This is a genomic window from Sinorhizobium chiapasense (assembly GCF_045277575.1).
Lineage (GTDB): Bacteria > Pseudomonadota > Alphaproteobacteria > Rhizobiales > Rhizobiaceae > Ensifer > Ensifer chiapasense_A.
Genome location: NZ_CP144205.1, coordinates 1,380,592 through 1,398,197 on the forward strand (window position 1 = coordinate 1,380,592; position 17,606 = coordinate 1,398,197).

Consider the following 17,606-nt stretch of genomic DNA (forward strand, 5'->3'; position numbering starts at 1 on the left):
AGCATCCCGTTTTCAAGTGGAATCACTTGCAGCGGAAAGATGCTCTGGAGACAAAGTGCTAGAGCGACCTTGTGCGTTCATTTGAATGCAGGGCACTGCAGGCGTGCGAAGGCCTGGCGCTGGCTCGGGGAAGCGAAAGATGCGAGGGGAAAGATGACGGAAATCGCGGGGCTGGTGTTGCCGTTCTTCGGCCTGATCTTTCTCGGTTATCTGACGGCGCGCTTTGTCGATCATCCGGGCGAGGCGATGGGTTGGCTCAACACCTTCATCATTTACCTCGCTCTGCCGGCGCTGTTCTTCAAGCTAGTGTCGCGCACGCCGATCGAACAATTGGCGCGCGCCGATTTCATCCTGACGACCGTCGGCGCGACCTACATCGTCTTTTCGCTGATTTTCCTTATCGGCGTCCACGTGCGGCGCAACTCTATTGCCGAGGCGACGATCCAGGGCTTTGGTGCCGCCTACGGCAATATCGGCTATATGGGGCCTGGACTGGCGCTTCTTGCCCTCGGTGATGCGGCCGCCGTGCCAGTGGCGCTGATCTTCAGTTTCGAGAATGCGGCGCATTTTGCAGTCGCGCCGGCGATGATGGCGATATCAGGCGGCCGGCAGGAAAAGCCGCTGGCGCTCGCCGCAAGCGTCACACGCAAGATCATCCTGCACCCATTCATCCTTGCGACGCTCGCAGGCGTCGTCGCCGCCTTCTTCGCGGTGCAACCGCCAGTGCCGGTTCAGCGGCTCATCGATTATCTCGCCCAGTGCGCAGCACCGTGCGCGCTCTTTGCCATGGGCGTGACGCTGGCGCTACGGCCGATCAAGCGCATCCCCGTCGAGATTGGCTACATCGTTCCGGCGAAGCTGCTGCTGCATCCGCTGGTCATGTTCACGGCCATGAGCCTGACAGGGAACTACGACCCGATCTGGGTGCAGACGGCAGTGTTGCTTGCCGCCCTGCCGACGGCAACGAACGTCTTCGTCATCGGCCACCAGTACGGTGTGTGGCAGGAGCGGGCCTCGGCGACGATCCTCATCACCACGACGCTTTCGGTCGCGACCGTCACCGGCCTGCTTTATCTCATCCGCTCAGGCGCTCTTCCGCCCGATCTTTTCCCGTAGGCTGTCCTTGAAGGCGTGAAGCGCGCTGCCGGGGTGGACGCCTTCGCGCATCAGGAGGCTGCGAAGCGGCCCAACGGCGGAAAGCACATGCAGTCCAAGCGCGCGCAGCGCCTGCACCGGCAGGAAGCCGGAAAGCAGCGAGCGATTGAGAAGATCGACGCTCGCCGTGCGGCTGACAATATCCAGACGGCGGCGACTGTCGAAGCGGTCGCCGATATCGTCGGCAAGCGTCTCTCCCTTCGATGCACCGATGAGATCGACGAGCGTCATCACGTCCCGCAGGCTGAGATTGAGCCCCTGAGCCCCGATCGGCGGAAAGGCGTGTGCCGCCTCGCCGAGAAGGACGACGCGGCCCTTGCCGAAACGTTGTGCTGTCATGCCGGAAAGCGGGAAGGATTGCGGCGCGCCCTCCACCGTCACCTTGCCGAGAATCGATTGCATGCGGTCCTCGACCGCGCGGGAGAGTGCGGCAAGGTCGAGCGTCAGTGTTTGTGCAGCATCGTCGGGCTTGCGCACCCACACGAGGCTGGAGCGGTTGCCGGGCAGGGGAACCTGGGTGAAGGGGCCGCTTTCGGTGTGGAACTCGGTCGAGATGTTCTGGTGTGGCAATTCGTGTGCGAAGTTCAAGACGACCGCAGTCTGCGGGTAGGACCAGGTGCTGACGGAGATCTTCGCCGCTTCGCGCACCGGTGAGCGACGACCATCGGCGCCGACGAGGAGATGGGCGCTGCATTGGCTGCCGTTCGCCAGATCGATCGTCGCGACAGTATCCGAAAGGTCGAAGCCGATTGCGGAGGCGGTGATGCGCGTCAGCGTCGGGCTCTCTTCGGCCCGCTGGCGGAGAATGTCGATGAAAGGCGCGTTCGGGATGTTGTAGCCGAAGGCGTCGAGCCCGACTTCCGAGGCGCGGAAATTGACCGGCGGCGCACGCAGCAGCCGGTTGGTTCCGTCGAGAATGCGCATGGTCGCGAGCGGCGCGGTCAGCGGCTCGACCTTTTCCCATAGGTTGAGCTTCTTGAGATACTCGATTGATTGGTCCATCAGCGCGGTGGTGCGACCGTCGGCGACCGCCGGCTCGGGGCCGATCAGGGCGACGCGGTAACCGGCGTCGGCGAGCGCAATGGCCGCGAGCGATCCCGCGAGGCCTGCACCGATGATGGCGATGTCGTAGTGATCCATGATGCAACCAAACCCTTTCGCACACGCTGTGAGGCGTCCTGGTCCAGCCTCGATCATACCTCTAGTCGCGGGCGAGAGCGAAATAAATGGGTAGAATCAGCGCAGAAGCAATTTGCAAGTGTCCACAGAACAATGTGGCAAGCGGAAGCTGAGAACCTTGAATTTTAGTGGCGATGCGTTGCAAAGGGTGCATATTACCGGCAATGCGCCGCAAAGCGGTTGAGGCGGGTGTGAGGCCCGCACGGGGAAAACAGTAGGGGTGGGCGGCGTCCGCAGATGAAGTTTTTTAACTACAGACGAGTTCCCTACGCCGAGATCCGTGCCTTTTCCGTGCATATCTTGACTGCGTCGGGATCGTTTCTCGCCTTCCTCGGCGTCGTCGCCGCCGCCGAGCATCGCTTCGTCGACATGTTCTGGTGGCTGGGTCTTGCGCTGCTCGTCGATGGCATCGATGGCCCGATCGCCCGTAAGGTCCGCGTCAAGGAAGTGCTGCCCAACTGGTCGGGCGACACGCTCGACAACGTCATCGACTACGTGACCTATGTGCTGCTGCCGGCCTTTGCGCTCTATCAGAGCGGCATGATCGGCGAACCCTGGTCCTTCGTCGCGGCAGGCGCAATCGTCGTTTCGAGCGCGATCTATTATGCCGACATGGGCATGAAGACGGACGAGTATTTCTTTTCGGGCTTCCCCGTCGTCTGGAACATGATCGTGTTCACGCTGTTCGTCATTCAGGCAAGCGAGGTCACAGCGTCGATCGTGGTATTCGTCTCGGTGGTCCTGACTTTCCTGCCGATTAATTTCCTCCACCCGGTCCGTGTGCAGCGTTTGCGGCCGCTGAACCTCGGTGTCTTCTTGATCTGGTCGGCACTCGGCGTTTACGCATTGCTCTTGCATTTCGCGACGCCGGCCTGGGTCGTGACCGGCTTCGTCGTAGCAGGCATCTATCTCTACGTGATTGGCTTCGTGCTGCAGATTTTTACAAGTCTCGGCCGAAAATAGGAGCAGGCAATGGCACAAGCGATTGTGGTACGCGAACTCGGTGGACCGGAGGTCCTGAAACTCGAAGGCGTCACGCTCTCGCCGCCAGGCCCGGGCGAGGTGCAGATCCGCCAGGTCGCCGTTGGCCTGAACTTCATCGACGTCTATTTCCGCACCGGCCTCTACAAGTCCGCCTCGGGCCTGCCTTTCGTGCCGGGCAAGGAAGGGGCTGGCATCGTCACGGCGGTCGGCGACGGCGTCAATCTCTTCTCCATCGGTGATCGCGTCGCCTATGCCTCGGCCGACGGCGCCTATGCCAGCGAACGCAATGTCGATGCCTCGCAACTGGTGAAGGTGCCGGACGACATCAGCCTCGAGACCGCGGCGGCGATGATGTTGAAAGGCATGACGGCACAATATCTGCTCAACCAGACCTATCAGGTTGGCCCGGGCACGACGATCCTCTTCCATGCCGCCGCCGGCGGTGTCGGCTTGATCGCCGGCCAATGGGCAAAGGCGCTTGGCGCGACCGTGATCGGCACCGCGGGTTCGCAGGACAAGATCGACCTGGCTCTGGCGCACGGCTACGACCACGTGATCAATTACCGCACGGACAACTTCGTCGCGCGGGTGAAGGAACTGACCGATGGCCGCGGTGTCGACGTCGTCTACGATTCCGTCGGACGCGACACCTATCCGGCGTCGCTGGACTGCCTGAAGCCGCGCGGCCTGTGGGTGAGCTTCGGCAACTCGTCCGGTCCGGTGGAGGCTTTCAGCATCGGCATCCTGGCGCAGAAGGGCTCTCTCTTCGCGACGCGTCCGACACTCTTCGGTTACGTTGCCACGCGGCCTGCGCTGGAAGCGTGTGCAAATTCCCTGTTTGATATTGTGCAAAGCAACAAAGTGCGTATCAATATAAATCAGACTTATCCGCTTGCCGATGCTGGGCGGGCGCATACGGATCTCGAGACAAGAAAAACAAGTGGAACAACACTGCTGATTCCGTGATCGAAGCCCTACAGCGCCGCGCGTCTTATCAGACGCGTAAAGGTCGCTGTAGCACTTTGAATTGCTGCATGTTTTTATCCTTAAATCGGCTAGGATTTAAGGAAACATGCGGGAAGGCGGACGCGGATCAACAGAGGGGAAAGAGGGCAGCGTGCCTGTTGAGGGAGTAGCGGCGAACGGTCATCTATTGGCTGTGAGCAACTTGACGAAATTGTTTGGCAGCTTCGCGGCCTGCAATGGGATCGATCTGCAGATCGAACAGGGCGAGATCCACGCCCTTCTCGGCGAAAACGGTGCCGGAAAATCGACTCTGGTGAAGATGCTGTTCGGCGTGTTGGCGCCGACGGCCGGCGAGATTCTCTGGCAGGGCCAGAGCGTGCGCATCGCCAACCCCGCCGCCGCGCGCAAGCTCGGCATCGGCATGGTTTTCCAGCATTTCTCGCTGTTCGAGGCGCTGACCGTCGCCGAGAACATTGCGCTTTCGATGGACGCGAACATCTCGCTGGCAAAGGTAGCGGAGGAGGCCTCACGCCTGTCGCATGCCTACGGCCTGCCGCTCGACCCGAAGGCGCATGTGGCCGATCTTTCCGTGGGTGAGCGCCAGCGCATCGAGATCGTGCGCGCGCTGCTGCAGAACCCGCGTCTCATCATCCTGGACGAGCCGACCTCGGTCTTGACGCCGCAGGAGGCCGATCGTCTGTTCGAAACGCTTTACAAGCTGAAGGCGGAGGGACGCTCGGTCCTCTATATCAGCCACCGGCTCGAAGAGGTTCAACGCATCTGCGACCGCGCCACCGTGCTGCGTCATGGCAAGGTCACCGGCGCATGCGATCCGAAGACGGAGACGCCGTCATCGCTGGCGCGCATGATGGTCGGAAGCGATGTCGCGGTCGTGACGGCCGAAGGCACGAGCGCCAAGGGCCAGGTGCAACTGGAGGCGCGTCACCTGACGGTTCCCGCGCGCACACCCTTCGCGGTATCGCTGAAGAACATCTGTCTCAAGGTTCACGCCGGCGAGGTGCTGGCGATCGCCGGTGTAGCCGGCAACGGCCAGGGCGAACTCTTCGATGCGCTGTCGGGCGAGTATCCCATCGCTGATGAAAATGCCGTGCAGATCCGCCAACGGCCCGTCGGCAGCAGGAACATCAATGCCCGCCGCCTGATGGGCGCAGGGTTCGTTCCGGAAGAGCGCCACGGCCATGCCGCCGTGTCGGCGCTGCCGCTCTCGGACAATCTCGTGCTTGCCCGCAGCCGCTCGGATGCCAAGGCTTTTCTCGGGGGCGGTTTCCTCAACATCATCCGGCGGGATGCGGTGGCGAGCGCCGCGAAGCGCATTTCCGAGGCGATGGATGTGCGCAAGAGCGGCGAAGACCCGCCAGCGGGGTCACTGTCGGGCGGCAACCTGCAGAAGTTCATCGTCGGCCGTGAACTCGACCGTCAGCCGAGCGTTCTGGTCGTCAATCAGCCGACCTGGGGTGTCGATGCCGGAGCTGCCAGCCGCATCCGCCAGGCACTCGTCGACCTTGCCAAAGCGGGATCCGCGGTCCTCGTCATCAGCCAGGATCTCGATGAGATCTTTGAAGTCGCGACGGAGATCGCCGTCATCAGCGACGGAAGGCTCTCCGATCCCTATCCGGCGAAAGAGCTCTCGCGTGAAAAGATCGGCCTCCTGATGGGGGGTATGTACGGCAAGACGGAAGGCACGGAGGCCGCACATGCGCATTGAACTGGAAAAGCGTGCCAAGGTCTCGACGCTTTTTTCGATCCTGTCGCCGTTCATCGCCTTCCTGCTGACGATCGTCTTCGGCGGCATCATGTTCGCGCTGCTCGGCAAGAACCCGGTGGCGGCGCTCTACAGCTTCTTCGTCGAACCTTTGAGCGAGGTCTGGTCGCTGCACGAACTGGCGATCAAGGCCGCGCCCCTGATCCTGATCGGCGTCGGGCTTTCGGTCTGCTTCCGCTCCAACAACTGGAATATCGGCGCCGAGGGCCAGTTCATCATGGGCGCCATCGCCGGCTCGATCCTGCCGGTGGTCTTCTACGATTGGCAGTCACCGCTGGTGCTACCGTTGATGATGCTCATGGGCATGCTCGGCGGCGCGCTCTTTGCGGCAATTCCCGCCTTCCTCAAGGCGCATATGAACACCAACGAGATCCTGACGAGCCTGATGCTGGTCTATGTCGCCCAGCTCTTTCTCGATTGGCTGGTGCGTGGTCCCTGGCGCAACCCCGGCGGCATGAACTTTCCGGAGACGCGCACTTTCGCCGTCGATGCGATTCTGCCGGAAATGATCGCATCTGGGCGCACGCATTGGGGCTTCGCCTTTGCCATCATCGCCGCTGTCCTCGTCTGGTTCATGATGCGCTATACGCTGAAGGGCTTCGAGATTTCGGTTCTCGGCCAGTCGGAGCGGGCAGGGCGCTTTGCCGGTTTCTCGTCACGCCGCATGATCTGGTTCTCGATGCTGCTGTCTGGCGCTTTTGCCGGGCTCGCCGGCATTTCGGAAGTCAGCGGCGCGATCCAGCAGCTACGCCCGGTCATCTCGCCCGGTTACGGTTTCACCGCCATCATCGTCGCCTTTCTCGGCCGTCTCAATCCGCTTGGCATCGTCGCCGCAGGCCTCGTGCTCGCCTTGACCTATCTAGGCGGCGAGGCGGCGCAGCTTTCGATCGGCGTTTCCGAGAAGGTCACCCGCGTCTTCCAGGGCCTGTTGCTCTTCTTCGTGCTCTCCTGCGACACGCTCATCCACTATCGCATCAAGCTGGTCTTCGAACGGTTGACCGCGACAAGCACCGAGGGGAGCCGCTGATGGGTATCGTCGAAGCGATCCTGCTGAGTGTCATCACCGCCGCGACCCCATTGGTGCTGGCCGCAATCGGCGAACTGGTGACGGAACGCTCGGGCGTGCTCAACCTCGGCGTCGAAGGCATGATGATCATGGGGTCGGTGTCCGCCTTCGCGATCACCCAGATCACCGGTTCGCCCTATCTCGGCATGCTTGCGGGCGTGGCCTGCGGCGCGCTGTTCTCGCAGCTCTTCGCCTTCCTGACCTTGACGCTCGTCGCCAACCAGGTGGCAACGGGCCTGGCGTTGACCCTGCTTGGGATCGGCGTCTCCGGCATGATGGGCGAGACCTTCCTCGGCATGCAGGGCATCAAGCTGCAGCCGATCGCGATACCGCTTCTGGCGGACATTCCGGTGATTGGTCCGCTGTTCTTCCGGCAGGACATCATCTTCTACCTGTCGATTGCAATTGTCGCCGGCGTAAACTGGTTCCTGTTCAGCAGTCGCGCCGGCCTGAAGCTGCGCGCCGTCGGTGACAGCCACGCCTCCGCCCACGCGCTCGGCGTCAACGTCATCCGCACACGCTATCTTGCCGTGATGTTTGGTGGCGCCTGCGCCGGCCTCGCCGGTGCGCAGCTGTCGCTCGTCTACACGCCACAATGGGTGGAGAACATGTCGGCCGGGCGCGGCTGGATCGCGCTGGCGCTGGTGGTTTTTTCCTCGTGGCGACCCTGGCGGCTGGTGGCGGGCGGCTATCTCTTCGGTGCCGTTTCGATCAGCCAGTTGCATGCGCAGGCCTTCGGCATCGGCATTCCCTCGCAGTTCCTGTCGTCGCTTCCCTATCTCGCGACGATCGTCGTGCTCATCCTCATCTCGCACAACCGGCGCATGACCTTGATCAATACGCCGGCATCGCTCGGCAAACCGTTTGTGCCGGACCGGTGATTCCAAGCCTTTCAGACGGACGTTTCTCAAACCGACAGAGGTCAAGAAAATGAAAAAACTACTGCTCGTCCTCGCAAGCACCGCAGCCGTGATCGGCTTTGCCCCGGCTGCGAGCGCCCAGGAGAAGGCCAAGATCTGCTTCGTTTACGTCGGCTCCAAGACCGATGGCGGCTGGACCCAGGCGCACGATCTCGGCCGCCAGGCGCTGGAAAAGCAGCTCGGCGAGAAGATCGAAACCCAGTATCTCGAAAGCGTGCCGGAAGGTCCGGATGCGGAACGTGCAATCGAGCGTCTGGCGCGCTCGGGCTGTGGTCTGATCTTCACGACGTCCTTCGGCTTCATGGATGCGACGATCAAGATCGCGCAGAAGTTCCCGGACGTGAAATTCGAGCACGCCACCGGCTACAAGACCGCGCCGAACGTCGCGACCTACAACAGCCGCTTCTATGAAGGCCGGTACATTCAGGGTCAGATCGCCGCGAAGATGTCGCAGAAGGGCGTGGCCGGTTACATCGCCTCCTTCCCGATCCCGGAAGTGGTGATGGGCATCAACTCCTTCATCATCGGCGCGCGCTCGGTCAACCCGGACTTCAAGATCAAGGTTGTCTGGGCAAACACCTGGTTCGACCCCGGCAAGGAAGCTGACGCCGCCAAGGCACTCGTCGACCAGGGCGTCGATATCCTGACGCAGCACACCGACACGACGGCCCCGATGCAGGTTGCCGCCGAACGCGGCATCAAGGCTTTCGGCCAGGCCTCCGACATGATCACCGCCGGCCCGAACACGCAGCTGACGGCAATTGTCGATACTTGGGGCGCCTACTACATCAAGCGCACGCAGGCCTTCCTCGACGGCAAATGGGAATCGACCTCGAGCTGGGACGGCCTGAAGGACGGCATCCTGACGATGGCGCCCTATACCAACATGCCTGACGACGTGAAGAAGATGGCCGAGGAAACCGAAGCCAAGATCAAGTCGGGCGAGCTGAAGCCCTTCACCGGCCCGCTGAAGAAGCAGGACGGCAGCGAATGGCTTGCAGCCGGCGCAACGTCTGACGACGGCACGCTGCTCGGCATGAACTTCTACGTCGAAGGCGTCGACGACCAACTGCCGAAGTAAGCGGTTACGAAAGGGACGTTAAGCAAGCCCCGCCCTCACAGGCGGGGCTTGTCTTTTGAGGATGGGCAAGCAGGCGTAGCGACGATTGGAGAATGTCGCAAACGCTGATTCTGCCTGTCTTTCCGGGGGCTTTCCGGAATCGATCGATCAAACTACACTCGGTTGCGCAAGTTTGAGGCAAGCGGCCGGCGGTGCTTCGGCGCACCGATATTCGCGTGTCGGCAGGAATCAGGCAGGGGAGTGCCTGGAGGAGATGGATTGAACAGGAGTTTGCTGGAAACCGTTGTGTCCGGCTCGCGCAAACGCACGAGCCACGCGCATGTCGTCGATCAACTTGGTAAGGCGATCATATCCGGCGAGTTCCCTGTGGGCTCGATTCTTCCAGGAGATCCGGAGCTCGCGGCGCGCTTCAAGGTGTCGCGGACGGTTCTTCGCGAGGCGATGAAGACGCTGGCCGCCAAGGGACTGGTCGTGCCCCGCGCCCGCATCGGCACGCGTGTGACGCCGCGCAACGACTGGAACCTGTTCGACAGCGATATCCTGACCTGGCATTTCGAGTGCGGGGTCGACGAGGATTTCCTCTATCACCTCAGCGAAGTGCGTCTCGCATTCGAGCCGCATGCGGCAGCGCTCGCCGCGCGAAACGCTTCGGAAGCGGAAATCAGCCGCATGATGCGTCTCGCTGTTGCCATGGGCGAGGAAGGACATAGCGCAGAAAGCCTCGCGCTCGCGGATCTGAAGTTTCATCTCGCGGTCGCCGAGGCCTCCGGAAACCCGTTCATGCGAACGGTCGGCGGGCTGATCGAAGCGGCGCTGGTTGGCGTCTTCAAGTTGAGTTCGCCGGTCGCCGAAAGGGGCGGCATAGACGAGGTCGCCCGCAACCATATCCGCATCGTTGAGGAGATCGGCCGGCGTGATGAGGTCGGCGCCCGGCTCGCCATGGAGAATGTCATCAAGATCGGTCGCGAGCGGGTTCGCAGCGCCTTGCATAACAGCGCCTGACCTCGGCCTCTCCGGGATTGTTCGATATTCCGCCGTTGGCGAGCTTCAATGTTCGCCAGATCGCATCGATTTCAATGCTTGCGCTTGCTCAGATCGTCCGCTGGCCTTATCTGGTGATTGGTCGTTCCCCGGCGGAGCGGCTTTCGTCAACGGTGACCTGGAGACCATGTCCGAGTTTTTTGTCATTTTCGTCCTGCTTTTGATCAATGCATTTTTTGCTCTTTCGGAAATGGCAATCGTCTCGGCAAGCAAGCCCATGCTTCGCCAGATGGCAAAACAGGGAAATCGCCGCGCCGAGGTTGCGCTGAGGCTGGCGGAAGATCCGGGCAAATTCCTGTCCACGGTTCAGGTCGGCATCACGCTGGTCGGTACGCTCGCCGGCGCCTATGGCGGTGCGACCATCGCTGCCAGGATCGCGCCGATCCTTGATGAGATCGCCTGGATCCATCCCTACGGCAATACGGTCGCCGTCGCGCTCGTCGTCACCCTGATCACCTTCCTGTCCGTTGTCATCGGTGAGCTGATCCCGAAGCAACTGGCGCTGAAGAATTCCGAAGCATTGGCGATGTTCGTTGCAAGGCCGATGCTGCTCCTGTCGCGGATCTCCGCACCGATCGTCTATCTCTTCGAAACGGCCGCATCGGTCGCCATGCGGCTGCTCGGCATGCGCGCGGACGACCCGGACCATGTGACGGAAGAGGAGGTCCAGGCGATCATGGCCGAGGGCGTCGAAAGCGGCGCCATCGAGAAGTCGGAACATGAGATGCTCAGGCGAATCATCCGGCTCGGCGACCGCAACGTGAAGTCGATCATGACGCACCGGACGGAGGTGAGCTTCATCGACGTCAACGACAGCCTGGAGACCGTCGGCCGCAAGATCGATCAGTTCGGCCATTCCCGCTATCCGGTGGTCGATGGACCGAGCGGTGACGTGCTCGGCGCAGTCCTGGCGAAGGAAGTCCTGAACGCCCCGGCTTCCGCACCGTTCGACGTGCGCAAATATATCCGGGAGATCCACACGCTGCCGGAAACCGCGTCCTGCCTGAAGGCACTCGACGCTTTCAAGTCGTCGAGCATCAACATGGCGATGATCGTCGACGAGTATGGAAGCACCGAAGGCATCATCACCATTGCCGATATTCTGGAGGCAATCGTCGGCGTTTTGCCGTCGAACTACGACGACATTGAACACGCGCTGATCCGCCAGCGTGAAGATGGCAGCTATCTCGTCGACGGCCGGACACCGATCGACGAAATCCATCTGACGATCGGAATTGAAGGTATCGACGCCGACGGCAACTTCGAGACGATCGCCGGCTTCCTGGTGCAGCAACTGCGCAAGACGCCGGAGGAGGGCGACATTGCCATCGCCCACGGTTACCGTTTCGAAGTGGTCGACATGGACGCACGGCGGATCGACAAGATCCTCGTCAGCCGCAGCGACGAGGCGGCCAACTGAGCCAGTCTATGAAGTTATCGAGGGGACGACGCGGACCTGCCGCGCAAAAGCAAAAGGCCGGGCTGAACCCGACCTTTCTCCAGATCACCGCGGGTCCGCTAGTACATCCGTAGTCGGACGTCCTCGGCGGCGATCAAGTAGCTCCCTTTGTACAGCGCTATCATGTCGGTGCCATGACACGAACCAGGCTTGGAAGCAGAAACCTTCCCGGGTCAGCTATTGTTCGCTTGCCAATCCGGGAATGCCAGCAGAATTGATGCGCGTGTTTCAGCGCAGCCTGAGAATGTCGCAGGATGTGCCGAGCGGCGCTTCCGCCGCGTGCGGCCGGCGCACGATCAGGCAGTCGGACTGCGCGAAGACCTTCATCATCGACGAGTCCTGCCGCGAGAAGGGATGCGCGACGAGGGTCCCGTCTTCGTCCCTGGAAAGACGCGCGCGCGCGTAATCCTGCCTGACGTCGTTGGCTGGCAGCGGGCTCGCAAGTCGTGCGGTCGTCATACGCTCGCGGGCGGGCAGTCGCGCGAGCTTGCGTGTCAGCGGCTCCAGGAACAGCAGTGCGCAAACGAGGCTCGAAACCGGGTTGCCGGGCAGCCCAAGCACGGTCGTATCGCCGAGCTTGCCCACCATCAGCGGCTTTCCCGGGCGCATGGCGATGCGCCAGAAGTCGAGCGTCATGCCGCAGGAAAGCAGCGTTGCCTGAACCAGGTCATGGTCGCCGACCGATGCGCCGCCGAGCGTGACAAGCACGTCGACATCGGCCGCCTGGGCCCGCGCGACCTCGGCGGCGATCGCCTTCTGGTTGTCAGCGACAATACCGAGATCGATGACCTCCGCGCCGTTGTCGCGCGCGATGGCGCCGACGCCGAAGCTGTTGGAGGCGATGATCTGGTCGGCGCCCGGCTTGCTGCCGGGGGGCAGCAGTTCGTCGCCGGTGGCGAGGATCGCAATTTTCGGGCGCTTGAAAACGGGCAGGCGCGCATGATTCATGCCGGCGGCGAGCGTCAGTCGCCCGGCATCGAGCAACTCGCCCGCCGACAGCGCGGCTTCGCCAAAGGCGAAATCCTGCCCGGATAAGCGGATATGGCGCCCTTTGCCGGGAACGAACTTGGTTCGGATCCGGTCTTCCGGAAGCCGCTCGGTATCCTCCTGGATGATCACCGTATCCGCGCCGGCGGGCAGGGGCGCGCCGGTGAAGATGCGGACGGCCTGTCCAGGCCCCACCTCTCCCTTGAAGCCATGGCCGGCAGCCGATTGGCCGATCACGGCAAGCTCGACGCCAACGGTCTCGATGTCCTGGTGGCGGACCGCATAGCCGTCCATCGCCGAATTGTCGAAGGCAGGATGCGTGACGAGCGCCGAGACATCCTCGGCAAGGACGCGGCCGACAGCGTCGTGAAGACCGACATGTTCGGTCCGTGATCTCGGGGTGGCGCTGCCAAGAATTCGGTCGAGCGCATCTTCGACGGATAGCAGCGACATGATCTCATTTCCCTTCGCGTCGAAAGTCGCCGGACCGGCCACCAGATTTGCTGACGACCTGGATCCCACCGATTTCCATCTCGCGGTCGGCGGCTTTCGCCATGTCGTAGATGGTGAGGCACGCGACGCTCACGGCCGTCAGTGCCTCCATCTCGACACCCGTGCGGCCGGTGAGCTTGGCAAGCGCCTCGACCCGGAGGCCGGGAAGCGCTGGGTCGGGCGTGATATCGACGGTCACCTTCGTCAGCATCAGCGGATGGCAGAGCGGGATGAGATTGGCGGTCTGCTTGGCGGCCATGATGCCTGCAAGCCGCGCCGTGCCGATGACGTCGCCCTTCTTGGCGTCTCCTTCGAGGATGAGCGCCAGCGTTTCCCGCTTCATCCGGACATGGCCTTCGGCGACCGCAATGCGCACCGTCTCGGCCTTGTCGCCGACATCCACCATGTTCGCTTCGCCGCTGCCACCGAGATGTGTGAGCGTCGGCTTACCCATTACTCGGCCGCCAGAGTGTTTGCGGTGCCGGTCAGCAGGGTGCGTGTCGCCGCTTCGACGTCGCTTTTGCGCATCAGGCTTTCGCCGACGAGGAAGGTGGTGATGCCGCTTTTTTCCAGCCGCTGGCAATCCTCGTGGGTGAAGATGCCGCTTTCGCCGACCAGCAGCCGGTCGGAAGGCACCATGCCTGCAAGCTGCTCGGAAACGGCGAGATCGACTTCGAACGTCCTCAAATTGCGGTTGTTGATGCCGATGAGCGGGGAGGCGAGCTTGAGCGCACGTTCCATTTCCTCGGCGTCATGCACCTCGATGAGCACATCCATGCCGAGTTCGAACGCTGCTTCTTCGAGGCGGCGAGCGTCGTCGTCGCTGAGCGAAGCCATGATCAGCAGGATGCAGTCGGCGCCCCAGGCCCGTGCCTCCAACACCTGGTAGGTGTCGAACATGAAGTCCTTGCGCAGTGCGGGCAGGGCGCAGGCCGCGCGTGCCGCTTCAAGGAAGGCGGGGGCGCCTTGAAAGCTCGGTGCATCCGTGAGTACCGAGAGACAGGCGGCACCGCCAGCTTCGTAAGCCTTGGCAAGGGCTGGCGGGTCGAAGTCCGGGCGAATGAGCCCCTTCGACGGGCTTGCCTTCTTGATCTCCGCGATCAGCCCGAATGTGCCGGCAGCCTTGCGTGTGGCGAGCGCGGCGTGAAAGCCGCGCGGCGCGGATTGCGCGGCGATTCGCGCCTTGAGCTCAGAAAGCGGCGTCTGCGATTTCGCGGCCGCGATCTCGTCGCGCTTGTAGGCTTCGATCTTGCGCAGGATATCCGTCATCGTTACCGATCCTTCCTCAGGCCGCGTTCGAAACGCTGATCAGGCGCTGCAGCGCCATCTTGGCACCGCCGCCCGAAAGCGACTGGCGGGCGAGCGCCATGCCTTCGCCGAGGTCCTTCGCTCGTCCGGCTATCATCAGCGATGCCGCCGCATTGGCAAGGGAAATGTCCCGATAGGGGTTCTCGGCGCCATCGAGCACCGCCTGCAGCGCGGCCGCATTGTGCGCCCCGTCGCCACCTTTGAGTGCATCGAGCGTCACCGTCCGAAGGCCGAAATCGGCCGGTGTCAGCGTAAAGGTCGAAATCTTGCCGTTCTCGAGAGCCGCGACCTCAGTCGTGCCGGTCGTGGTGATCTCGTCGAGGCCTTCGCCATGAACGACCCAGACATTTTCGGAGCCGAGATCGCGCAGCACCTCAGCGAGCGGCTGCACCCACTGCGGCGCGTAGACGCCGACGAGCTGACGCTTGACGCCAGCCGGATTGGAGAGCGGACCGAGCAGGTTGAAGATCGTCCGTGTTCCGAGTTCCACGCGCGTCGGGCCGACATGACGCATCGCCGAATGATGCTGCTGCGCGAACATGAAGCCGACGCCCGCTTCTCGGATGCATTGCGAGATGGCTGCGGGGCCGATGTCGAGCTTGACGCCGAGGCACGAGAGCGCATCCGCTGTGCCCGACTTCGAGCTCAGCGCGCGGTTGCCGTGCTTGGCGACCGGGACGCCCGCGCCAGCGACGATGAGCGAAGCGAGCGTCGAGATATTGTAGGTGCCGGCGCCGTCACCGCCGGTTCCGACGATATCGACGGCATCGGCCGGGGCATCGACCGGCAGCATGCGGGCACGCATGGCGCCGACCGCGCCGACGATCTCATCGACCGTTTCGCCGCGCACACGCAGCGCCATCAGGAAGCCACCGATCTGCGACGGTGTTGCGGCCCCCGACATGATGATTTCGAAGGCGGCACGGGCGTCTTCACGGTTCAGCGCCTCGCGGGCAGCGACCTTGGCGACGAATGGCTTGAGATCACTCATCGGTTGTTTCCTCGAAGCCTATCGTTGCGCAACTGCGGTTTCGCCGAGCGTCTGGTTGATCGAAACGCCGTAGGCGGCCTGCAGCGTGGCGACCATCTGATCCAGAATATCTTCGCCGCTGACGCGGGCCATGGCCTCGATCTGGCGGCTATCGTCCTGCAGTGCGTCGGTGGGGCCGCCGTTCTCGACTGCCGTCACCTGCAAGAGCACCTGTCCCTCGCCACCGATGCCGGCAGCGTTGGTTACAAAGCCGTTCGGACCCGAGAACGCGGCTGCGACAGCCGCCGGGCTCAGGGCCGCGTCCGAAGTGGCGCGCGTCAGCCCGGACTTCGTTTCGACGGCGAGACCGAGTTCATTGGCGATGTCGGCGAGCTTTGCACCCTGCTCGACACGCTGCTTCAACTCACCAGCCTTCTTGGCAAGGGCCGCACGCTGCTGTTCCGCCATCCAATCGGCGCCGATCTCATCGCGAGCCTCGTCCAGCGTGCGATCGCGCGCGGGGGTAACTTCATCAAGGTCGAACCAGACATAGCCGTCGCGGCCGACATTGACCGGCAGAGTTTCCCCTCCGACATCCGCCTTGAAGACTTCCTGAAGAAGGGCAGCCTGCTCCGGCAGGCCAGCAACGGCGTCGCCGTTCTTGTCCTTGCCGGTTGCATCGACGGCATCGATGGTCACCAGCTTCAGCTTGAGCTGGTCGGCGACCTCCTTGATCGGAGCGCCGGAAGCGCGCTCGTCCTCGATCTTGTCATGGAGGCGCATGACCTCTTCGCTCGCTGCCGAAAGCGCGATGTCCTTGCGCAGTTCTTCCTTGACGTCGTCGAAGCTGCGTACCGCTTCCGGACGGATATTCGTCACGCGCAGAATGACCGGGCCGAAGGCGCCGTCGACAACCGGAGATACGCCACCGTCGGCAGCAACCGCGAAGGCCGCGTCGGCGATCTTGGCGTCAGGCACGCGATCTTTGGTGAATTCGCCGAGAAGCACGTCCGCCGACGTCTTGCCTTCGGCCTTCACCAGATCATCGAAGCTCGTGCCGGAGGAGAGCTTGGCCGCCGCAGCGTCAGCCGCTTCGCGTGACGGGAAGGTGAGCTGCTCGATGGTCCGCGTCGCAGCGGTGCGGAAGCTCTCCTTGCGCCGGTCATATTCGGTTCGCATCTCTTCATCCGTCACGGCTGCCGTGTCGGCGACGTCGACCGGCTCCAGCTTCACATAGCTGAACTTGCGGTATTCGGGGGCGCGGTAGTTTGCCTTGCGGGTCTCGTACCAAGGCGCCAGCACGTCATCGCCCGGCACCTTCACCGCGTCGATATTGGCGTTCGAGAGCAGCAGGTAGTCGACGGTCCGCTTTTCGTGGCGATAGGCGCCGATCGCATCCGTGAGAACCTTGGGAGCGGCATAACCGTCCGAGAGCGCATCGACGATCTGCGAACGGATCGCGGTCTGGCTCTGGCTGTTGATGTAATCCTGTTCGCGCAGGCCCGCATTGCGCAGCACGCTCGAGAACGTCAGCCGGTCGAACTGGCCATTGACGCTGTGGAACGCCGGATCGTCGGCGATCAGCTTGGCCAGCCGGTCCTGCGACAGGCCGAGGTTCATGTCGTCTGCAAGCTGGTCGAGAGCCGCGCCGGCGACGACTTGCGAATAGACCCGCTGTTCGATGCCGAAGGCGCGTGCCTGTTGCGGCGTCAGGCGGGTGCCAAGCTGGCGGGAGGCCTGAGCCAGCATGGTTTCATAGGCGAGCCGGAACTCCGGCGCCTTGACCTTGACGTCGCCGACAACCACCACCGCGTCCGACTGGCTCGTCATCGTCAGAGATGAGCCGCCCCACACCATGAACGACAGAACGAGAATGACTAGCAGGCCTTTGACTACCCAGGTCTGGGCGGCAGTTCTCAGGGATTCGAGCATGGGGGTAGAAACCTCGTTGCAATGCGGCGGCCATGGGCCAAACGAATTCGTTCCTTAAAACAAACGAAACAGGAAATGAAGGGTCGATTGCCGCAAATTGCGCGCGCTCACGGGATCGTTGGTGGGTCGCGATCGCCCGGCTTTCAATGCTTGCCACCGCCGCGTTGCCGCGGGCGCGGAAGGTCCCGCGAAGGACCTGCAAACCCATCGGGCGCGCGCGGCACAACCCATGTCGGATTCTTTAGCCGGCAATCGAAATTTATCTGTCAGATTGAGTCGAATA

The 17,606-nt window shown here is 62.6% G+C and carries 15 protein-coding genes; 9 read left to right on the forward strand and 6 right to left on the reverse strand.

The genetic code is table 11. The features are described from left to right. The first annotated feature begins 153 nt into the window (after positions 1 to 153). A complete protein-coding gene (locus QM996_RS06745) occupies positions 154 to 1,116 on the forward strand; it encodes an AEC family transporter (RefSeq protein ID WP_500269775.1) in 963 nt (320 codons plus the stop codon). Here the strand turns inward: QM996_RS06745 and QM996_RS06750 are convergent. Continuing rightward, complete coding sequence (locus tag QM996_RS06750) at positions 1,084 to 2,295, reverse strand: UbiH/UbiF family hydroxylase (RefSeq protein WP_500269776.1); 1,212 nt, start codon at positions 2,293 to 2,295, stop codon at positions 1,084 to 1,086. The two genes, QM996_RS06745 and QM996_RS06750, sit on opposite strands and share 33 nt — an antisense overlap. A gap of 276 nt (positions 2,296 to 2,571) precedes the next feature. On the opposite strand from QM996_RS06750, the gene pcsA reads away from it, so the two are divergent. The 8 genes from pcsA (at position 2,572) to QM996_RS06790 (ending at position 11,595) form a co-directional block, all read left to right on the forward strand. Next, complete coding sequence (gene pcsA, locus QM996_RS06755) at positions 2,572 to 3,297, forward strand: CDP-alcohol phosphatidyltransferase family protein (protein WP_500269777.1); 726 nt, start codon at positions 2,572 to 2,574, stop codon at positions 3,295 to 3,297. A 9-nt stretch (positions 3,298 to 3,306) separates the two neighbouring features. Then, complete coding sequence (locus tag QM996_RS06760; RefSeq protein WP_500269778.1) at positions 3,307 to 4,284, forward strand: quinone oxidoreductase family protein; 978 nt, start codon at positions 3,307 to 3,309, stop codon at positions 4,282 to 4,284. 106 nt (positions 4,285 to 4,390) lie between these two features. Further along, on the forward strand, positions 4,391 to 6,010 hold the full coding sequence (locus tag QM996_RS06765; protein ID WP_500269779.1) for an ABC transporter ATP-binding protein: 1,620 nt from the start codon (positions 4,391 to 4,393) through the stop codon (positions 6,008 to 6,010). After that, positions 6,000 to 7,094, forward strand: coding sequence for an ABC transporter permease (locus tag QM996_RS06770; protein WP_500269780.1), 1,095 nt, complete (start codon positions 6,000 to 6,002; stop codon positions 7,092 to 7,094). Before QM996_RS06765 ends, QM996_RS06770 begins: the two co-directional genes overlap by 11 nt. Then, positions 7,094 to 8,014: an ABC transporter permease gene (locus QM996_RS06775; protein WP_500269781.1), complete on the forward strand. Its 921-nt coding sequence runs from the start codon at positions 7,094 to 7,096 to the stop codon at positions 8,012 to 8,014. Before QM996_RS06770 ends, QM996_RS06775 begins: the two co-directional genes overlap by 1 nt. 49 nt (positions 8,015 to 8,063) lie before the next feature. Beyond that, positions 8,064 to 9,134 carry a BMP family ABC transporter substrate-binding protein gene (locus QM996_RS06780; RefSeq protein ID WP_500269782.1) on the forward strand — a complete coding sequence of 357 codons (1,071 nt, stop codon included), beginning with the start codon at positions 8,064 to 8,066 and terminating at the stop codon, positions 9,132 to 9,134. A 258-nt stretch (positions 9,135 to 9,392) separates the two neighbouring features. Continuing rightward, positions 9,393 to 10,136 carry a FadR/GntR family transcriptional regulator gene (locus QM996_RS06785; protein WP_500269783.1) on the forward strand — a complete coding sequence of 248 codons (744 nt, stop codon included), beginning with the start codon at positions 9,393 to 9,395 and terminating at the stop codon, positions 10,134 to 10,136. Positions 10,137 to 10,302: 166 nt separating this feature from the next. Beyond that, a complete protein-coding gene (locus QM996_RS06790) occupies positions 10,303 to 11,595 on the forward strand; it encodes a hemolysin family protein (RefSeq protein ID WP_500269784.1) in 1,293 nt (430 codons plus the stop codon). A gap of 267 nt (positions 11,596 to 11,862) precedes the next feature. On the opposite strand, the gene QM996_RS06795 is transcribed toward QM996_RS06790, so the two are convergent. From QM996_RS06795 to QM996_RS06815, 5 genes are read right to left on the reverse strand one after another with little or no spacing between them, the layout of a single operon-like run. After that, positions 11,863 to 13,074 carry a molybdopterin molybdotransferase MoeA gene (locus QM996_RS06795; RefSeq protein WP_500269785.1) on the reverse strand — a complete coding sequence of 404 codons (1,212 nt, stop codon included), beginning with the start codon at positions 13,072 to 13,074 and terminating at the stop codon, positions 11,863 to 11,865. A gap of 4 nt (positions 13,075 to 13,078) precedes the next feature. Next, positions 13,079 to 13,567, reverse strand: a complete 489-nt coding sequence (gene moaC / locus QM996_RS06800; protein ID WP_500269786.1) for a cyclic pyranopterin monophosphate synthase MoaC — start codon at positions 13,565 to 13,567, stop codon at positions 13,079 to 13,081. Next, on the reverse strand, positions 13,567 to 14,382 hold the full coding sequence (trpC, locus tag QM996_RS06805) for an indole-3-glycerol phosphate synthase TrpC (protein ID WP_500269787.1): 816 nt from the start codon (positions 14,380 to 14,382) through the stop codon (positions 13,567 to 13,569). The genes moaC and trpC overlap by 1 nt, the downstream gene beginning before the upstream one ends. A gap of 16 nt (positions 14,383 to 14,398) precedes the next feature. Beyond that, complete coding sequence (trpD, locus tag QM996_RS06810; RefSeq protein ID WP_500269788.1) at positions 14,399 to 15,412, reverse strand: anthranilate phosphoribosyltransferase; 1,014 nt, start codon at positions 15,410 to 15,412, stop codon at positions 14,399 to 14,401. Positions 15,413 to 15,430: 18 nt separating this feature from the next. Next, positions 15,431 to 17,323: a peptidylprolyl isomerase gene (locus QM996_RS06815; RefSeq protein ID WP_500269789.1), complete on the reverse strand. Its 1,893-nt coding sequence runs from the start codon at positions 17,321 to 17,323 to the stop codon at positions 15,431 to 15,433. Positions 17,324 to 17,606: the final 283 nt, after the last annotated feature.

What these genes read in the sequence shown, in the direction of transcription:
- QM996_RS06795 (WP_500269785.1), bottom strand. Translation starts at nt 13,074, where the DNA reads ATGTCGCTGCTATCCGTCGAAGATGCGCTCGACCGAATTCTTGGCAGC.
- QM996_RS06815 (WP_500269789.1), bottom strand. Translation starts at nt 17,323, where the DNA reads ATGCTCGAATCCCTGAGAACTGCCGCCCAGACCTGGGTAGTCAAAGGC.
- trpC (WP_500269787.1), bottom strand. Translation starts at nt 14,382, where the DNA reads ATGACGGATATCCTGCGCAAGATCGAAGCCTACAAGCGCGACGAGATC.
- QM996_RS06745 (WP_500269775.1), top strand. Translation starts at nt 154, where the DNA reads ATGACGGAAATCGCGGGGCTGGTGTTGCCGTTCTTCGGCCTGATCTTT.
- QM996_RS06770 (WP_500269780.1), top strand. Translation starts at nt 6,000, where the DNA reads ATGCGCATTGAACTGGAAAAGCGTGCCAAGGTCTCGACGCTTTTTTCG.
- QM996_RS06760 (WP_500269778.1), top strand. Translation starts at nt 3,307, where the DNA reads ATGGCACAAGCGATTGTGGTACGCGAACTCGGTGGACCGGAGGTCCTG.
- QM996_RS06775 (WP_500269781.1), top strand. Translation starts at nt 7,094, where the DNA reads ATGGGTATCGTCGAAGCGATCCTGCTGAGTGTCATCACCGCCGCGACC.
- QM996_RS06750 (WP_500269776.1), bottom strand. Translation starts at nt 2,295, where the DNA reads ATGGATCACTACGACATCGCCATCATCGGTGCAGGCCTCGCGGGATCG.
- moaC (WP_500269786.1), bottom strand. Translation starts at nt 13,567, where the DNA reads ATGGGTAAGCCGACGCTCACACATCTCGGTGGCAGCGGCGAAGCGAAC.
- trpD (WP_500269788.1), bottom strand. Translation starts at nt 15,412, where the DNA reads ATGAGTGATCTCAAGCCATTCGTCGCCAAGGTCGCTGCCCGCGAGGCG.
- pcsA (WP_500269777.1), top strand. Translation starts at nt 2,572, where the DNA reads ATGAAGTTTTTTAACTACAGACGAGTTCCCTACGCCGAGATCCGTGCC.
- QM996_RS06765 (WP_500269779.1), top strand. Translation starts at nt 4,391, where the DNA reads ATGCGGGAAGGCGGACGCGGATCAACAGAGGGGAAAGAGGGCAGCGTG.
- QM996_RS06780 (WP_500269782.1), top strand. Translation starts at nt 8,064, where the DNA reads ATGAAAAAACTACTGCTCGTCCTCGCAAGCACCGCAGCCGTGATCGGC.
- QM996_RS06790 (WP_500269784.1), top strand. Translation starts at nt 10,303, where the DNA reads ATGTCCGAGTTTTTTGTCATTTTCGTCCTGCTTTTGATCAATGCATTT.